The 17,597-nt window shown below is 61.5% G+C and carries 13 protein-coding genes; 6 read left to right on the top strand and 7 right to left on the bottom strand.

From position 1 onward, the window contains the following. Positions 1-71: 71 nt before the first annotated feature. Both JN524_RS13710 and JN524_RS13705 read left to right on the top strand, forming a co-directional pair. A complete protein-coding gene (locus JN524_RS13710; protein ID WP_202369659.1) occupies positions 72-1,817 on the top strand; it encodes an ABC transporter permease in 1,746 nt (581 codons plus the stop codon). A 14-nt stretch (positions 1,818-1,831) separates the two neighbouring features. Next, on the top strand, positions 1,832-3,154 hold the full coding sequence (locus JN524_RS13705; protein WP_134785845.1) for an ABC transporter ATP-binding protein: 1,323 nt from the start codon (positions 1,832-1,834) through the stop codon (positions 3,152-3,154). Positions 3,155-3,177: 23 nt separating this feature from the next. Here JN524_RS13705 and prpD read toward each other — a convergent pair whose 3' ends face one another. The 6 genes from prpD to JN524_RS13675 form a co-directional block, all read right to left on the bottom strand. Further along, positions 3,178-4,662, bottom strand: a complete 1,485-nt coding sequence (prpD, locus tag JN524_RS13700; RefSeq protein ID WP_202369658.1) for a 2-methylcitrate dehydratase — start codon at positions 4,660-4,662, stop codon at positions 3,178-3,180. A gap of 179 nt (positions 4,663-4,841) precedes the next feature. Continuing rightward, entirely contained in the window at positions 4,842-6,044 is a 1,203-nt protein-coding gene (prpF, locus tag JN524_RS13695) for a 2-methylaconitate cis-trans isomerase PrpF (protein WP_202369657.1), read from the bottom strand. A gap of 54 nt (positions 6,045-6,098) precedes the next feature. Next, entirely contained in the window at positions 6,099-8,693 is a 2,595-nt protein-coding gene (gene acnD / locus JN524_RS13690; protein ID WP_202369656.1) for a Fe/S-dependent 2-methylisocitrate dehydratase AcnD, read from the bottom strand. Positions 8,694-8,885: 192 nt separating this feature from the next. Beyond that, positions 8,886-10,013: a bifunctional 2-methylcitrate synthase/citrate synthase gene (prpC, locus tag JN524_RS13685; RefSeq protein ID WP_123586194.1), complete on the bottom strand. Its 1,128-nt coding sequence runs from the start codon at positions 10,011-10,013 to the stop codon at positions 8,886-8,888. Between the two features lie 146 nt (positions 10,014-10,159). After that, the gene (gene prpB / locus JN524_RS13680) at positions 10,160-11,050 is read right to left on the bottom strand and encodes a methylisocitrate lyase (RefSeq protein WP_083366502.1); all 891 of its coding nucleotides are present in this window, start codon (positions 11,048-11,050) and stop codon (positions 10,160-10,162) included. Next, the gene (locus JN524_RS13675) at positions 11,047-11,769 is read right to left on the bottom strand and encodes a GntR family transcriptional regulator (RefSeq protein ID WP_202369876.1); all 723 of its coding nucleotides are present in this window, start codon (positions 11,767-11,769) and stop codon (positions 11,047-11,049) included. Before JN524_RS13675 ends, prpB begins: the two co-directional genes overlap by 4 nt. Before the next feature lie 356 nt (positions 11,770-12,125). Between JN524_RS13675 and rloA the strand changes: the two genes are divergently transcribed. The 4 genes from rloA (at position 12,126) to pabB (ending at position 16,788) form a co-directional block, all read left to right on the top strand. Continuing rightward, positions 12,126-12,662, top strand: coding sequence for a retropepsin-like aspartic peptidase RloA (rloA, locus tag JN524_RS13670; protein ID WP_025110318.1), 537 nt, complete (start codon positions 12,126-12,128; stop codon positions 12,660-12,662). A gap of 5 nt (positions 12,663-12,667) precedes the next feature. Continuing rightward, positions 12,668-14,203, top strand: a complete 1,536-nt coding sequence (gene rloB, locus JN524_RS13665) for an osmotic stress tolerance membrane protein RloB (RefSeq protein WP_007960894.1) — start codon at positions 12,668-12,670, stop codon at positions 14,201-14,203. Beyond that, positions 14,203-15,189: an alpha-L-glutamate ligase-like protein gene (locus JN524_RS13660; RefSeq protein ID WP_115990341.1), complete on the top strand. Its 987-nt coding sequence runs from the start codon at positions 14,203-14,205 to the stop codon at positions 15,187-15,189. The genes rloB and JN524_RS13660 overlap by 1 nt, the downstream gene beginning before the upstream one ends. A gap of 255 nt (positions 15,190-15,444) precedes the next feature. Continuing rightward, on the top strand, positions 15,445-16,788 hold the full coding sequence (gene pabB, locus JN524_RS13655; protein ID WP_202369655.1) for an aminodeoxychorismate synthase component I: 1,344 nt from the start codon (positions 15,445-15,447) through the stop codon (positions 16,786-16,788). Positions 16,789-16,896: 108 nt separating this feature from the next. Here the strand turns inward: pabB and thrH are convergent, their stop codons facing one another. After that, positions 16,897-17,514: a bifunctional phosphoserine phosphatase/homoserine phosphotransferase ThrH gene (gene thrH, locus JN524_RS13650; RefSeq protein ID WP_202369654.1), complete on the bottom strand. Its 618-nt coding sequence runs from the start codon at positions 17,512-17,514 to the stop codon at positions 16,897-16,899. Positions 17,515-17,597 lie beyond the last annotated feature (83 nt).

Genomic DNA, 17,597 nt, shown 5'->3' with positions numbered 1-17,597 from the left:
CGGTGGGTCGTGCAGACAGAAGCTACGCTCAGACTGCCGCGCCCCCTTGGACACCGCTGGAATCACTGCGTATGAAGAAAGTGTTCCGTCACTACATCCCGGCCACGACCCGGCGCTTGCTGCCCAATCGCTGGGACCTGATCGCCATGCCGCTGGTGATCGGCTTCTTGCTGTTTTTCTCGATCACCGCCCGGGAAACCTGGGCGCCAATCGCCACCTTGCAGAGCGAGGTGATTTCCCTCGACCCGGGCAACCTGCCGGAATACGCCATGCGCACCACCCTGCGCATGCTCGCGGCGATGGTCGCGGCGCTGGTGTTCACCCTGCTTTACGGCACCCTGGCCGCGAAAAGCCGTAGCGCAGAAAAACTGCTGGTACCGGTGCTGGACATCCTGCAATCGGTGCCGGTGCTGGGCTACATCTCGTTCACCGTGACCTTCTTTCTGCTGTTGTTTCCCGGCCGGGTACTCGGGGCGGAATTCGCTGCGATCTTTGCGATTTTCACCAGTCAGGCGTGGAACATGACCTTCAGCTTCTATCAGTCGCTGCGCATGCTGCCGCGGGATCTGGTGGAGGTGTCGACCAACCTGCAACTGTCCGGCTGGCAGAGTTTCTGGAAACTCGACGTGCCTTTCGCCATGCCCGGGCTGGTGTGGAACATGATGATGAGCATGTCCGGCGGCTGGTTCTTCGTGGTGGCGTCGGAAGCAATCACGGTGGGGGACCAGACCATCACCCTGCCGGGTATCGGCTCGTATCTGGCCATGGCCATCGCGCAGAAAGACCTGCACGCGGTGGGTTACGTGATTCTGACGATGATCGTGGTAATCCTGATCTACGACCAGTTCCTGTTCCGCCCGCTGGTGGCCTGGGCCGACAAGTTCCGCATGGAAAACACCGCCTCGCAGACCGCCGCGCCCGAATCCTGGGTACTGAACCTGATCCAGCGCACCCGATTGATCCAGCGCCTGCTGCGCCCGTTCAGCCGCGCCATCAGCCGGCTGGGCAACATGCGCTTGAACCTGCCGCGCGCAGCGCGCCACACCCTCAGCGCGGACAACCCGAGCAGATCGAAAATGATCGACTGGATCTGGGGCACATTGATCGCGCTGCTGACGGCTTATGCGCTTTATCACATCGTCCTGTATGTCGGCACAGAAGTGACGCTCGCCGAGGTCGGCCATGTATTGCTGCTGGGGTTCTTTACCTTGCTGCGAGTGGCCGGTCTGATTCTCATTGCTTCGCTGATCTGGGTGCCGCTGGGAGTGATGATCGGCCTGCGTCCGGCGCTGGCGGAAAAGATCCAGCCGCTGGCGCAGTTCCTCGCGGCGTTTCCGGCGAACCTGCTGTTCCCGGTATTCGTCATCGTGATCCTGCGCTACCAGTTGAACCCGGACATCTGGCTCAGCCCGCTGATCGTGCTCGGCACGCAGTGGTACATCCTGTTCAACGTGATCGCCGGGGCCAGCGCCTTCCCCAATGACTACAAAGAGGCCGCCGCCAACTTCCGCATTCGCGGCTGGTTGTGGTGGCGCAAGGTCATGCTGCCGGGCATTTTCCCGTACTACGTGACCGGCGCCATTACCGCCTCGGGCGGTGCGTGGAACGCCAGCATCGTTTCCGAATTCGTCTCCTGGGGGCAGGACAAAGTCGTTGCCCACGGTCTCGGGGCCTATATCGCCCAGACCACCGCCGCCGGAGATTTTCCGAAAATCACCCTCGGCGTGGTGGTCATGGCGATCTTTGTCGTGGCCTTCAATCGTCTGGTCTGGCGACCGATGTACGCCGTGGCCGAAAACAAACTGCGCCTGAACTGATGGGACTCGCTGCGATGAATACCTATACCGGACAAACCGCCGCCAGCCCCGAAATCTACTCGCTCAGCGATGTGAACCGGGTGTTTGGCAAGGGCAAGGAAGAACTGCAAGTGCTCAGCGGGGTGGATCTGACCCTGCGCGAAGGCGAGATCGTCGGCATGCTCGGCCGCTCCGGCTCCGGCAAATCCACCTTGCTGCGGATCATTGCCGGCCTGATCGAACCGTCATCGGGCGACGTCCTGTACAACGGCCAGCCGCTGCACGGCCCGGCCGAAGGTGTGGCGATGGTGTTCCAGACCTTCGCCCTGTTCCCTTGGCTGACGGTGCTGGAAAACGTCGAGGCCGGCCTGCAAGCCTTGCAGGTCGAACGCAAGGCTGCGCGTAAACGGGCGCTGGCGGCGATCGACCTGATCGGCCTCGACGGTTTCGAAAACGCCTACCCGCGCGAGTTGTCCGGCGGCATGCGCCAGCGCGTGGGCTTCGCGCGTGCGCTGGTGGTCAACCCGACCCTGTTGCTGATGGACGAACCCTTTTCGGCACTGGACGTACTGACCGCCGAAACCCTGCGCACGGATCTGCTGGACCTGTGGAGCGGCAAGCAACTGCCGATCAAATCGATCCTGATCGTCACTCACAACATCGAAGAAGCGGTGCTGATGTGCGACCGCATTCTGGTGTTGTCGTCCAACCCGGGACGGGTGGTGGCGGAAATCAAAGTGCCGTTCGCCCATCCACGCAACCGCCTGGATCCGGCTTTCCGGCAGATGGTCGACGACATTTACGCGCAGATGACTGACCGGCGCAGCGCCGATGCCAGCGCCGGCAAACCCGAGCTGAAAATGAGCAGTCCGCTGCCTGAGGTCTCGACCAACCTGATGGCCGGTCTGATCGAAACCATCGCCGCCGAACCCTACAACGGCCACGCCGGCCTGCCCACAGTGGCTGAACGGCGTCTGCTGGAAGTCGATGACCTGTTCCCCGTGGCCGAGATGATCGAGCACCTCGGTTTCGCTGAACTCAAAGGCGCCGACATCACCCTGACCGACGCCGGCAAACTGTTCGCCGACTACGGCACCCAGGAACGCAAAACCCTGTTTGCCGAGCACCTGATTCGCCACGTGCCGCTGGCCGCGCGCATCCGTCAGGTACTGCTGGAGCGCAATGGTCACCGCGCGCCACGGGTGCGTTTCGAGCAGGAACTGCAGGACTCGCTGACCGAAGCGTTCGTCGAGAGAACCCTGGAAGTGGTGATCGCCTGGGGTCGTTATGCGGAGATTTTCTCCTACGACGACCACACCGAAACCTTCAGCCTGGAGGATGTCGAGGGCAGCCTGTAGCCCGCGACACCTCTGGCGTTGGCCTAGATCACGAACAGGTCGACGAAGCGATTGACCGGCGTGGCTTCGAGCGCTTGCTGATCCTTGCACAGGGTGAAGATCTCGTTGCTGCGCTGGCCGGTGAAACGCGTCGCCAGGTTGGCCTTGAACTTGTCCTCCAGCAACGGGATGCCCTCGGCGCGGCGGCGACGGTGGCCGATCGGGTATTCCACCACCACGTTCTCGGTGCTCGATCCGTCCTTGAAAAACACCTGCACCGCGTTGGCAATCGAGCGCTTATCGGCCTCCAGATACTCGCGGGTGAAACGCGGGTCTTCGACGATGACCATCTTCTCGCGCAACACATCGATGATCGGGTGCGCGGCGTGGAAATCGTCCTCGTATTGCTCGGCCAGCAGATTGCCGAATGCCAGCGGCACGGCGGTCATGTACTGGAGGCAGTGGTCGCGGTCGGCGGCGTTGGCCAGCGGTCCGACTTTGGAAATGATGCGAATCGCCGACTCATGGGTGGTGATGACGATGCGGTCGATTTCATGCAAGCGGTTGCGCACCAACGGATGCAAGGTCACCGCCGCTTCGCAGGCCGTCTGCGCGTGGAACTCGGCGGGGAAGCTGATCTTGAACAGCACGTTTTCCATCACGTAACTGCCGTAGGGCCGCGAGAAACTGAAGGTGCGTTTGCCTTCCGGCTTGAGCGCCAGATCGTTATTGGTGTGGCTGAACGATACGTCGTAGAAGCCCCACTGTCTGGCCGTCAACACCCCGGGAATCCCCATCTCGCCACGCAGGGCAATGTCGGCCAGACGCACGCCGCGACTGGTGGCATCCCCCGCCGCCCAGGATTTACGTGAGCCGGCGTTCGGCGCATGGCGATAGGTGCGCAGCGCCTGACCATCGGCGAAGGCATGGGACAACGCCGACAGCAGTTGCTCGCGATTGGCGCCCATCAGTTTGGCGGTGACGGCGGTCGAAGCGACTTTCACCAGTAGAACGTGGTCGAGGCCGACGCGGTTGAACGAGTTTTCCAGAGCGATCACGCCTTGGATCTCGTGGGCCATGATCATCGCTTCAAGCACGTCGCGCACTGTCAGCGGCGCCTCACCGCTGGCGACACGCTTCTGCGAGAGATGATCAGCCACCGCGAGAATCCCGCCGAGGTTGTCCGACGGATGCCCCCATTCGGCGGCAAGCCAAGTGTCGTTGTAATCGAGCCAGCGCACGATGCAGCCGATGTCCCAAGCGGCTTTCACTGGGTCGAGGCGATAGGAAGTGCCCGGCACCCGCGCCCCGAACGGCACGACGGTGCCCTCGACGATGGGTCCGAGGTGTTTGGTGCATTCGGGAAAACGCAGCGCCAGCAGGCCACAGCCGAGCGTATCCATCAGGCAGTTGCGGGCGGTGTTGAGTGCTTCGGCAGATTCGATTTTGTAGGTGAGGACGTAATCGGCGATGTCCTGCAGGACACGGTCGTAGTCAGGGCGATTGTTCAGGTCGACGTTGGCGCTCATGTTCGATTCACTCTGGTAGTGGTTCGTTGAGGGGACCTCGGTTCAGGCTGATTTTCTTATATTGAAATGCACTCCCCTGTAGGAGCTGCCGCAGGCTGCGATCTTTTGATCTTGATCTTAAAAAACAAGATCAAAAGATCGCAGCCTGCGGCAGCTCCTACAGGGGGTTATGTGCAGGGTCAGAAAGAGTCGCCAGGGATGCGTACGTAGCCTTCCATGAGGACGCGGGCACTGCGGCTCATGATGGCTTTCTTCACCACCCACTCACCATTTTCCAGGCTGGCTTCGGCGCCCACGCGCAAGGTTCCGGAAGGATGGCCGAAGCGCACCGCGTTGCGTTCGACACCGCCCGCAGCGAGATTCACCAGAGTCCCGGAAATCGCCGCCGCCGTGCCGATTGCCACCGCCGCCGTGCCCATCATCGCGTGGTGCAATTTGCCCATCGACAACGCACGCACCAGCAAATCCACATCAGCGGCAGCGATCGCCTTGCCGCTGGACGCGATGTAATCCGCAGGCTTGGCGACGAACGCGACTTTCGGCGTGTGCTGTCGCTTGGCCGCTTCATCCAGACTGGAAATCAGGCCCATGCGCAACGCACCGTAGGCGCGGATGGTTTCGAACATCTGCAAGGCTTGCGGGTCGCTGTTGATCGCGCTTTGCAGTTCGGTGCCGGTGTAGCCGATGTCTGCGGCGTTGACGAAAATCGTCGGGATCCCGGCGTTGATCATGGTCGCCTGGAACGTGCCGACACCCGGCACCTCCAACTGATCGATCAGGTTGCCGGTGGGGAACATCGAACCGCCGCCGCCCTCTTCTTCCGCCGCCGGGTCCATGAATTCGACCTGCACTTCGGCCGCCGGAAAGGTCACGCCGTCGAGTTCGAAATCACCGGTTTCCTGTACTTCGCCGTTGGTGATCGGCACGTGGGCGATGATGGTCTTGCCGATGTTGGCCTGCCACACGCGCACCACCGCCACGCCGTTGTGCGGAATGCGGCTGGCCTCCACCAGACCATTGCTGATGGCGAACGAACCGACCGCTGCCGAGAGATTGCCGCAGTTGCCGCTCCAGTCCACGAACGGCTTATCGATGGACACCTGACCGAACAGGTAATCGACGTCGTGATCAGCCTTGATGCTTTTCGACAGGATCACGGTTTTGCTGGTGCTCGAGGTGGCACCGCCCATGCCGTCGATCTGTTTGTCGTAGGGGTCGGGGCTGCCGATCACCCGCAGCAGCAAAGCATCGCGGGCGGGGCCGGGAACCTGCGCGGCTTCGGGCAGATCCTTGAGGCTGAAGAACACGCCTTTGCTGGTACCGCCGCGCATGTAGGTGGCGGGGATTTTGATCTGCGGTGCGAAATTAGCTGCGTGAGCCATGATGCTCCTTAACCACAGGCGTGAGATGGCGATCTCACGCCTGTATCAGTAGATTTAAACGGCAACCGCCGACTCTTCGAGGAAGTCCTGGGCGAAGCGCTGCAACACGCCGCCGGCCTCGTAGATCGACACTTCTTCAGCGGTGTCCAGACGGCAGGTCACCGGCACTTCAACGCGCTCGCCGGACTTGCGATGGATCACCAGCGTCAGGTCCGCGCGCGGAGTGCGGGCGCCGATCACGTCGTAGGTTTCGCTGCCGTCGATGGCCAGCGTGTGACGGTCGGTGCCCGGTTTGAACTCCAGCGGCAACACGCCCATGCCCACCAGGTTGGTGCGGTGGATGCGCTCGAAACCTTCGGCGACGATCGCTTCGACACCCGCCAGACGCACGCCCTTCGCCGCCCAGTCGCGGGACGAACCCTGACCGTAGTCGGCGCCGGCAATGATGATCAGTGGCTGCTTGCGCTCCATGTAGGTTTCGATGGCTTCCCACATGCGCATGACCTTGCCTTCCGGCTCGACGCGGGCCAGCGAACCCTGTTTGACCTTGCCGTTTTCCTGGACCATTTCGTTGAACAGTTTCGGGTTGGCGAAGGTCGCGCGTTGCGCGGTCAAGTGGTCGCCACGGTGCGTGGCGTACGAGTTGAAGTCTTCTTCCGGCAGACCCATTTTCGCCAGGTATTCGCCGGCGGCGCTGTCGAGCATGATCGCGTTCGAGGGCGACAGGTGATCAGTGGTGATGTTGTCCGGCAGCACCGCCAGCGGGCGCATGCCCTTCAGCGGCCGCGCGCCGGCCAGCGCACCTTCCCAGTACGGCGGACGGCGGATGTAGGTGCTCATCTCGCGCCAGTCGTACAGCGGCGTGACTTTCGGGCCGGTGTCTTCGTGGATGGCGAACATCGGAATGTAGACCTGCCGGAACTGCTCGGGCTTGACCGACGACTTCACCACCGCGTCGATTTCTTCGTCGCTCGGCCAGATGTCTTTCAGGCGAATTTCCTTGCCGTCGACCACGCCCAGCACATCTTTCTCGATGTCGAAACGGATGGTCCCGGCGATGGCGTAAGCGACCACCAGCGGCGGCGACGCGAGGAACGCCTGTTTGGCGTACGGGTGAATGCGGCCGTCGAAGTTGCGGTTGCCGGAAAGCACGGCAGTCGCATACAGATCGCGGTCGATGATCTCTTGCTGGATCACCGGATCGAGGGCGCCGGACATGCCGTTGCAAGTGGTGCAGGCAAACGCGACGACGCCGAAACCGAGTTGCTCCAGCTCCGTGGTCAGCCCCGCCTCATCGAGATACAGCGCCACGGTTTTCGACCCCGGTGCCAGCGAGGATTTGACCCACGGCTTGCGGGTCAGGCCGAGCTTGTTGGCGTTGCGCGCCAGCAGACCGGCGGCGATCACGTTGCGCGGGTTGCTGGTGTTGGTGCAGCTGGTGATGGCAGCGATGATCACCGCGCCGTCGGGCATTTGCCCCGGCACGTCATCCCACTGCCCGGAGATGCCTTTGGCCGCCAGATCCGCTACCGCCACACGGGCGTGCGGATTGCTCGGGCCGGCCATGTTGCGCACCACCGACGACAGATCGAAAGTCAGGCCACGCTCGTATTGCGCGCCTTTCAGGCTGTCGGCCCACAGGCCGTTGAGCCTGGCGTACTGCTCGACGAGCTGCACTTGCTGGTCTTCGCGACCGGTGAGTTTCAGGTAGTCGATGGTCTGCTGGTCGATGTAGAACATCGCTGCGGTGGCACCGTATTCCGGGGCCATGTTGGAGATGGTCGCGCGGTCGCCGAGGGTCAGCGCCGAGGCGCCTTCGCCGAAGAACTCCAGCCAGGCTCCGACGACTTTCTGTTTGCGCAGGTATTCGGTCAGCGCCAGCACCATGTCGGTGGCGGTGATGCCCGGTTGCAGCTTGCCCGTCAGTTCGACGCCGACGCTTTCCGGCAGGCGCATCCACGAGGCGCGACCGAGCATCACGCTCTCGGCTTCGAGGCCACCAACGCCGATGGCGATCACGCCCAGCGCATCGACGTGCGGGGTGTGGCTGTCGGTGCCGACGCAAGTGTCGGGGAACGCCACGCCGTCGCGCACCTGGATCACCGGAGACATTTTCTCCAGGTTGATCTGATGCATGATGCCGTTGCCCGGCGGGATCACGTCGACGTTTTTGAAGGCCTTTTTGGTCCAGTTGATGAAGTGGAAACGGTCTTCGTTGCGCCGGTCTTCGATGGCGCGGTTCTTCTCGAACGCCTGCTTGTCGAAACCACCTGCTTCCACCGCCAGCGAGTGGTCGACGATCAGTTGCGTCGGCACCACCGGGTTGACCTGCGCCGGGTCACCGCCCTGCTGGGCAATCGCGTCACGCAGGCCGGCGAGGTCGACCAGTGCGGTCTGGCCGAGAATGTCGTGGCACACCACACGCGCCGGGAACCACGGGAAGTCGAGGTCGCGTTTGCGTTCGATCAGTTGTTTCAGCGAATCGGTGAGCGTGGTCGGGTCGCAGCGACGCACGAGGTTCTCCGCCAGCACGCGGGAGGTGTACGGCAGGGTGTCGTAGCTGCCGGGCTGAATCGCCTCGACCGCCGCACGGACGTCGAAATAATCCAGGGAACTGCCGGGCAGGTTTTTGCGGAATGCTGTGTTCATCGGGTCAGGACTCTGGTCACGGTAGTTTCAAAGGGAAGAGGCCTCCACACCGCCCCCCTGTAGGAGCTGCCGAAGGCTGCGATCTTTTGATTTTGTTTTTTAAGATCAAGATCAAGATCAAGATCAAGATCAAAAGATCGCAGCCTTCGGCAGCTCCTACAGGGGTTACGCTTTGTGGCTGGCCCTCACCATTCAGCGACGTTCGATTGGCACGAACTTGCGCTGTTCGACGCCGACGTACTCGGCGCTTGGACGGATGATGCGGTTGTTGGCGCGCTGTTCGAACACGTGCGCGGCCCAGCCGGTCAGGCGCGAGCAGACGAAGATCGGCGTGAACAGCTTGGTCGGGATGCCCATGAAGTGATACGCCGAGGCATGGTAGAAGTCGGCGTTGGGGAACAGTTTTTTCTGCTCCCACATGGTCTTGTCGATGGCTTCGGAAACCGCAAACAGCACTTTGTCACCGACTTCGTCGGCGAGTTTTTTCGACCAGCCCTTGATCACCTCGTTACGCGGATCGCTGTCCTTATAGATCGCGTGGCCGAAGCCCATGATCTTGTCCTTGCGCTCGAGCATGCCGAGGGTGCCTTTGATCGCCTCTTCCGGCGACGAGAAGCGCTCGATCATTTCCATCGCCGCTTCGTTGGCGCCGCCATGCAGCGGGCCGCGCAGCGAGCCGATGGCCGCCGTGACGCAGGAATACAGATCAGACAGGGTCGATGCACAAACCCGCGCGGTGAAGGTCGAGGCGTTGAATTCGTGTTCGGCGTAAAGGATCAACGACACGTTCATCACTTTGACGTGCAGTTCGCTCGGCTTCTTGTCGTGCAGCAGGTGCAGGAAGTGGCCGCCAATCGTAGGCTCGTCGCTGACGCAGTTGATGCGCTTGCCGTCGTGGCTGAAGCGATACCAGTAGCACATGATCGCCGGGAATGCGGCCAGCAGACGGTCAGTCTTGTCGCGCTGTTCGGAGAAATCTTTCTCCGGCTCGAGGTTGCCGAGGAACGAGCAACCGGTGCGCATCACGTCCATCGGATGGGCGTCGGCGGGGATGCGTTCGAGCACTTCTTTCAGTGCTTGCGGCAGGTCGCGCAGCTTGCTCAGCTTTTGCTGGTAGGCGTCGAGTTGTGCCTGGGTCGGCAGCTCGCCGTACAGCAGCAGGTATGCCACTTCTTCGAACTGCGCGTCTGCTGCCAGTTCACGCACGTCGTAGCCGCGATAGGTCAGCCCGGCACCGGCCTGGCCCACGGTGGACAGTGCGGTTTGCCCGGCAACCTGGCCCCGGAGCCCGGCGCCACTGAGTACTTTTGCTTCGGCCATTGCTGTCTCCAATCTTGAATTTGTTAGGGAATCTGCAATTACGGTGTTGTTGGCAAAAGATCGCAGCCTTCGGCAGCTCCTACCTCGACCGCGTTCCTGTAGGAGCTGTCGAGTGAAACGAGGCTGCGATCTTTTGATCTTCGCCTTTATTTTTTAGCGGCAAACAACGCATCGAGCTTCTGCTCGAACGTGTGGTAATCGATACGATCGTAAAGCTCCATACGCGTCTGCATGGTGTCGATGACATTCTGCTGGGTGCCGTCGCGGCGGATCGCGGTGTAGACGTTTTCCGCTGCCTTGTTCATCGCGCGGAACGCCGACAGCGGGTACAGCACCAGCGACACATCGGCGCCAGCCAGTTGCTCGGTGGTGTACAGCGGCGTCGAGCCGAACTCGGTGATGTTGGCGAGGATCGGCGCCTTCACCCGGTTGGCGAACAGCTTGTACATCTCAAGCTCGGTGATGGCTTCCGGGAAAATCATGTCGGCGCCGGCCTCGATGCACGCGGCGGCGCGATCAAGCGCTGATTCCAGACCTTCCACCGCCAGCGCGTCAGTACGCGCCATGATCACGAAGCTGTCGTCGGTACGGGCATCGACGGCGGCTTTGATGCGGTCGACCATTTCCTGCTGGCTGACGATTTCCTTGTTCGGTCGGTGGCCGCAGCGCTTGGCGCCGACCTGGTCCTCGATGTGAATCGCCGCCGCGCCGAACTTGATCATCGACTTCACGGTGCGCGCCACGTTGAACGCCGACGAGCCGAAACCGGTGTCGACGTCCACCAGCAGCGGCAGGTCGCAGACGTCGGTGATGCGCCGCACGTCGGTGAGCACGTCATCCAGGCCGGTGATGCCCAGGTCCGGCACGCCGAGCGAGCCTGCGGCCACCCCGCCACCGGACAGGTAGATCGCCTTGAAACCGGCACGCTTGGCCAGCAGCGCGTGGTTGGCGTTGATCGCGCCGACCACCTGCAATGGATGCTCGCTGGCGACCGCATCGCGGAAACGCTGGCCTGGAGTGTTCTGCTTGGAACTCATGACTCACCTCGTTCAGTGGCTGTCTTATTGTCGGCGCCGTCCTGGTAATGACGGGCGATGTTGCGTTTCGAGGCGCCGATGTGACGGCGCATCAACAATTCCGCGAGTTCGCCGTCACGGTCGGCGATGGCATCGAGAATCCGGTGGTGTTCGGCGAAGGCCTGACGCGGGCGGTTGGGCGTTGTGGAAAACTGGATGCGGTACATGCGCACCAGTTGATAGAGCTCGCCGCAAAGCATTTGCGTCAGCGTGCGATTGCCGCTGCCCTGGATGATCCGGTAGTGAAAGTCGAAATCGCCTTCCTGCTGGTAATAGCCGACCCCGGCCTGGAACGCCGCGTCGCGCTCGTGGGTTTCCAGCACCCGGCGCAGTTCGTCGATTTCTTCGACGCTCATGCGTTCGGCCGCCAGCCGACAGGCCATGCCTTCAAGGGATTCGCGGATTTCGTAGAGTTCGAGCAATTCGGCGTGGCTGAGCGACACCACCCGCGCGCCGACATGCGGTACGCGCACCAACAGTCGCTGACCTTCAAGCCGATGAATGGCCTCGCGCAGCGGCCCGCGACTGATGCCATAAGTGCGCGCCAGCTCGGGTTCGGAGATCTTGCTGCCTGGGGCGATCTCGCCTTTGACGATGGCCGCCTGGATGCGCCGGAAGACGTTTTCCGAGAGCGTCTCGGAATCCTCGCCGCTGATGACCGGGGGATCGAATTGATCCAGCATGATTGTCGACACCTTCAAATCCAATGCAGCAAAAACTAGCCAATTAGCCAGCACCAGTCAAAGGATAAATGGATATTGTCGACAATCGTCTAATAAACCGAAAAGATCGCAGCCTTCGGCAGCTCCTACAGGATGTACGCGAATCCTTTGTAGGAGCTGCCGCAGGCTGCGATCTTTTGATCTTTTATAGACCGGCCCCAGCGCTGGCGCCATAAAACCACCGTGCTAGAATGCCGCCCGCATTTGCTGGCCATTTGTACGGCTTGTCATAAAAAGCTGATAGGCACACGAAGGAGCTTGCGCAGTATTGCCAGGAACCTGAACCGAAAACGGAACGCTGCGCACCAGGATTTATGAGACTCAAGCCCTTCCCCACATTTTTTGCGCTGTTTTGCCTGCCCGGCCTCGCCGCGGCGGGGGAAAAAACCGTGTACGGCCTCAACGAATACGCATCGCTTGACGGCATCAATCTGCAAGTCGCGGCCAAACTCGACACCGGCGCCAAAACCGCCTCGCTGAGTGCCCGTGACATCAAACGCTTCAAACGCAACGGCGAGTCCTGGGTGCGTTTCTACCTGGCGATCGACGCTGCGCATTCGCACCCGATCGAGCGGCCGCTGGCCCGGGTCAGCAAGATCAAACGCCGCGCCGGCGACTACGACCCGGAAGAAGGTAAAAAGTACACCGCGCGCCCGGTGATCGAGCTGGATATATGCATGGGCACGGCGTTGCGTAGCATCGAAGTGAACCTGACCGACCGAAGTGCGTTCCAATACCCGCTTTTGATCGGCTCCGAAGCCTTGAAACGCTTCGACGCGCTGGTCGACCCCAGTCTTAAATACGCTGCCGGCAAACCTGCCTGCACCATCGCCGCTCATACCGCCGAGTAATTTCCATGCGTTCTCTAACCTTCCACCTGAAAATCCTGATCACCATTCTGGTGCTCCTGGGCGTTTCGGTTACGGCCTATCAGATTTTCGTACTCGGCATCCCGGTGACCGAAGACGCCACCGACGACTTGTGGAACATCGACGCCAAAGTCGAGTTCGTCGCCAGCACCAAGGACCCGGTGAAGGTCCAGATGTTCGTGCCACCGCTGAGCCGCGATTACGTCAGCCTCAACGAAAGCTTTATCTCCAATAACTACGGCGTGGCAGTCAACCGCGTCGACGGCAACCGCAAGGTCACCTGGTCGGCGCGCCGGGCCAAGGGCAACCAGACCCTTTATTACCGTCTGGTGCTGACCAAGCGCTACACCGCGGAAAAATCCAAGATCAAAGGCCCGACCTTCCGCGACAGCATCGCCATCGAAGGCCCGGAAAAAATCGCCGCCGAAGCTCTGCTCGCGCCGATCCGCCAGCACTCGGCCGACGTCGAGACCTTCATCGGCGAAGCGATCAAACGCGTCAACAACGCCAACGACGACAACGTCAAACTGCTGCTGGCAGGCGACCCGTCGACACCGCACAAGGCGAAGATCGTCGAACTGCTGCTGTCCATCGCTCACGTGCCGGTAGAAAAAGTCCACACCATCCGCCTCGTCGCCGATCAGCCGCAAACCCCGGAACTGTGGCTGCGCAGTTTCAACGGCAACGACTGGCTGTACTTCAACCCGGAAACCGGCGAGCAAGGCCTGCCGACCGACCGCCTGCTGTGGTGGACCGGTGATGAAAACCTGATCACCATCGAGGGCGCGAAGAAAGCCAACGTGACCTTCAGCCTGAACAACAGCGAGATGAACGCGATTCGTCTGGCCAAGCTGACCGACGAAAACACCGACGCCAACTTCCTCGAATACTCGCTGTACGGCCTGCCGCTGCAGACCCAGCAGACGTTCATGATCATGGTGATGATCCCGATCGGCGTGCTGGTGATCCTGATCCTGCGCAACCTGATCGGCCTGCAGACCCTCGGCACCTTTACCCCGGTGCTGATCGCCCTGGCCTTCCGCGAAACGCAACTGGGCTTCGGCATCCTGCTGTTTACCGTGATCACCGCGCTGGGCCTGTCGTTACGTTCGTATCTGGAACATTTGAAGTTGCAGATGCTGCCGCGCCTGTCGGTGGTGTTGACCTTCGTGGTGGTGCTAATTGCCGCCATCAGCCTGTTCAGCCACAAGCTTGGTCTGGAGCGCGGTCTGTCGGTGGCGCTGTTCCCGATGGTGATTCTGACCATGACCATCGAACGCCTGTCGATCACCTGGGAAGAACGCGGCGCCAGCCATGCCATGAAAGTGGCGATCGGCACCCTGTTCGCCGCCTCGCTGGCACACCTGATCATGACCGTGCCGGAGCTGGTGTACTTCGTGTTCACCTTCCCGGCGATCCTGCTGATTCTGGTCGGCTTCATGCTGGCGATGGGGCGTTATCGCGGCTACCGCCTGACTGAACTGGTGCGCTTCAAGGCTTTCCTGAAAAAGGCTGACGCCTGATGTTCGGTTTCTGGAAGACCTGGAAGGCTCTGGAGGCCCGGGGCATCATGGGCATCAATCGGCGTAACGCCGACTACGTGCTCAAGTACAACAAGCGCAGCCTGTACCCGATCGTCGATGACAAGATCATCACCAAGGAGCGCGCGATCGAGGCCGGCATTCATGTGCCGGAGCTGTACGGCGTGATCTCCACGGAGAAGGAAATCGACAAGCTCGACGCGATCATCGGCGGGCGCAACGACTTCGTGATCAAACCGGCCCAGGGTGCTGGCGGTGACGGCATCATTGTCATCGCTGACCGCTTCGAGGGCCGCTATCGCACGGTCTCGGGCAAGATCCTCGCCCACGAAGAACTCGAGCATCACATCTCGAGCATCCTCACCGGCCTGTACTCGCTGGGCGGTCACCGCGACCGCGCACTGATCGAATACCGGGTGACCCCGGATCAGATCTTCAAGAGCATCAGCTACGAAGGCGTGCCGGACATCCGCATCATCGTGCTGATGGGCTATCCGGTGATGGCCATGCTGCGCCTGCCGACCCGTCAGTCCGGCGGCAAGGCCAACCTGCACCAGGGCGCCATCGGCGTCGGCGTCGACCTCGCCACCGGCCTGACCCTGCGCGGTACCTGGCTGAACAACATCATCAACAAACACCCCGACACCACCAACGCGGTGGACGGCGTGCAACTGCCCTACTGGGATGGTTTCATGAAACTCGCCGCCGGCTGTTATGAGCTGTGCGGCCTGGGTTACATCGGCGTGGACATGGTGCTGGACCAGGAGAAAGGCCCGCTGATTCTCGAGCTGAATGCGCGACCGGGGCTGAATATCCAGATTGCCAACGATTGCGGGCTGACTCAGCGTACGCATGCGGTCGAGGCGCATCTGGAAGACCTGAAGGCGCGTGGAGTGACGGAGTCAGTTGAAGAACGGGTGGCGTTTACTCAGGAGATGTTTGGGCATATTCCGGCGGTCGAGGGCTGAAGCTGAAAAGCTGAAGAGCCCCTCACCCTAGCCCTCTCCCGGAGGGAGAGGGGACTGACCGTGTTGGATGCTCGAAGTACATCGACCTGCAAGTTCGAGTCGAACTCAGAACTTGAAAAGCATGAAGATCCGCCCCCTTTCCCCCTCGCCCCCTTGGGGGAGAGGGCTGGGGTGAGGGGGTAGCTTTTGATTTTGATCTGGCAGCCGAGAGGACTACAATCCCCACCCCGCCTCGATGGCCGATCTGCCCCGCCCATGTTGACCTGTTCCGTACACCCGCTGCCCTACCGCGCCAACCCCGCCGACTACTTCGCGGCCATCCGCCATGCGCCCGGCGCCGTGCTGCTCGACAGCGGCCGGCCGAGCGCCGACCGTGGCCGTTATGACCTGCTCAGCGCCTGGCCGCTGGAACAACTGGCGGTGTTGCCCGACGAAAGCGGCAGCCTGTTCCTGCAACGCCTGCGGGATAATCTGAGCCGTCTGGGCGAAGCGCAATTGCCTGCGGAATATGAACTGCCGTTCGCCGGCGGCCTGATCGGCTATCTGAGCTACGACTTCGGTCGGCATCTGGAACACCTGCCGAGCCAGGCTCGGGATGATCTGCAATTGCCCGACGCGCGATTCGGTCTGTACGACTGGGCGCTGATCAGCGATCACCAGACCGCCACCAGCCAACTGGTGTTTCACCCGTCACTGGCCGACAGCGAGCGGCAACGACTGATCGCGTTGTTCAGCCAACCGACTTCAGCACCGCTGACGCCGTTCAAGCTGGACACGCCGATGACCGCCGATCTGTCGGCCGATGACTATCGCCAGGCGCTGGCACGCATTCATCAATACATCCAGGCCGGCGACTGCTATCAGGTCAACTTCGCCCAGCGTTTCCGCGCACCGTGTCAGGGCGATCCGTGGCTGGCCTATTGCGCGTTGCGCGAGGCCTGCCCGACGCCGTTTTCCGGTTTTCAGAGCTTGCCCGACGGCGACGCGGTGTTGAGCCTGTCGCCCGAGCGCTTCGTCAAAGTCAGCCAGCGCCAGGTGGAAACCCGCCCGATCAAGGGCACCCGCCCGCGTGGCCTGACGCCGGCCGAAGACGCCGCCAACGCCGCCGAACTGCTGGCCAGCCCCAAGGATCGCGCGGAAAACCTGATGATCGTCGACCTGCTGCGCAACGACCTCGGCCGTACCTGCCGCATCGGCTCGGTGCGGGTGCCGGAGCTGTTCAGCCTGGAAAGCTATCCCAACGTGCATCACCTGGTCAGCAGCGTGACCGGCGAACTGGCCGAGGATCGCGACGCACTGGACCTGATTGCTGGCAGCTTCCCCGGTGGCTCGATCACCGGCGCGCCGAAGATTCGTGCGATGCAGATCATTGACGAACTGGAGCCGACCCGGCGCGGTTTGTATTGCGGTTCGTTGCTGTACCTGGACGTGCGCGGCGAGATGGACAGCTCCATCGCGATTCGCAGTCTGTTGGTCAAGGATGGGCAGGTGTGCTGCTGGGGTGGCGGCGGGATCGTGGCCGATTCGGACTGGCAGGCGGAATATCAGGAGTCGATTACCAAGGTCAGAATCCTCCTCGAAACCCTGCAAAACCTCTGATTGAAACGGCCCCTGTAGGAGCTGCCGAAGGCTGCGATCTTTTGATCTTGATCTAAAAAAACAGGATCAAAAGATCGCAGCCTTCGGCAGCTCCTACAGTGATGGGGTTTACAGGGACAGGTTGCGGTTCGAGGCCTTGAGGAACTCCTGCTTCAACTCGGCAAACGTATGCACCGCCGGGAACTGCGGGAACTCGCGAATCACGTTGTCCGGTGCGTGGAACAGAATCCCCGCGTCCGCCTCGCCGAGCATGCTCGTGTCGTTATACGAATCCCCCGCCGCAATCACCCGGTAGTACAGGCTCTTGAACGCCAGTACCGACTGACGCTTGGGATCTTTCTGGCGCAATTGATAGCTGGTCACCCTGCCACTGTCGTCAGTGATCAGACGATGGCAGAGCAAGGTCGGAAAGCCCAGCTGACGCATCAGCGGCTGGGAGAACTCGTAAAAGGTGTCCGAGAGAATCACCACCTGGAAGCGCTCGCGCAGCCAGTCGACGAACTCCACTGCGCCGTCCAGCGGCTTGAGGGTGGCGATCACTTCCTGGATGTCCGAGAGCTTCAGGCCGTGCTCGTCGAGGATGCGCAGGCGTTGCTGCATCAACACGTCGTAATCGGGAATGTCCCGGGTGGTGGCCTTGAGGGATTCGATTCCGGTTTTTTCAGCGAAGGCGATCCAGATTTCCGGTACCAGTACCCCTTCAAGATCCAGGCAAGCAATTTCCACAAGACACTCCCGTTTGTAGTGATTATTGAGTCGAGCGAGCCCGAACTCTAGCGACTCCCCCGCGACCGCGCAACGCAGCGAGC

The organism is Pseudomonas sp. MWU318 (assembly GCF_016756945.1).
In the GTDB taxonomy this organism is placed as follows: domain Bacteria; phylum Pseudomonadota; class Gammaproteobacteria; order Pseudomonadales; family Pseudomonadaceae; genus Aquipseudomonas; species Aquipseudomonas putida_A.
The sequence above is the reverse complement of the archived record's forward strand: the minus strand, read 5'-3'. Positions and strand labels throughout refer to the sequence as shown.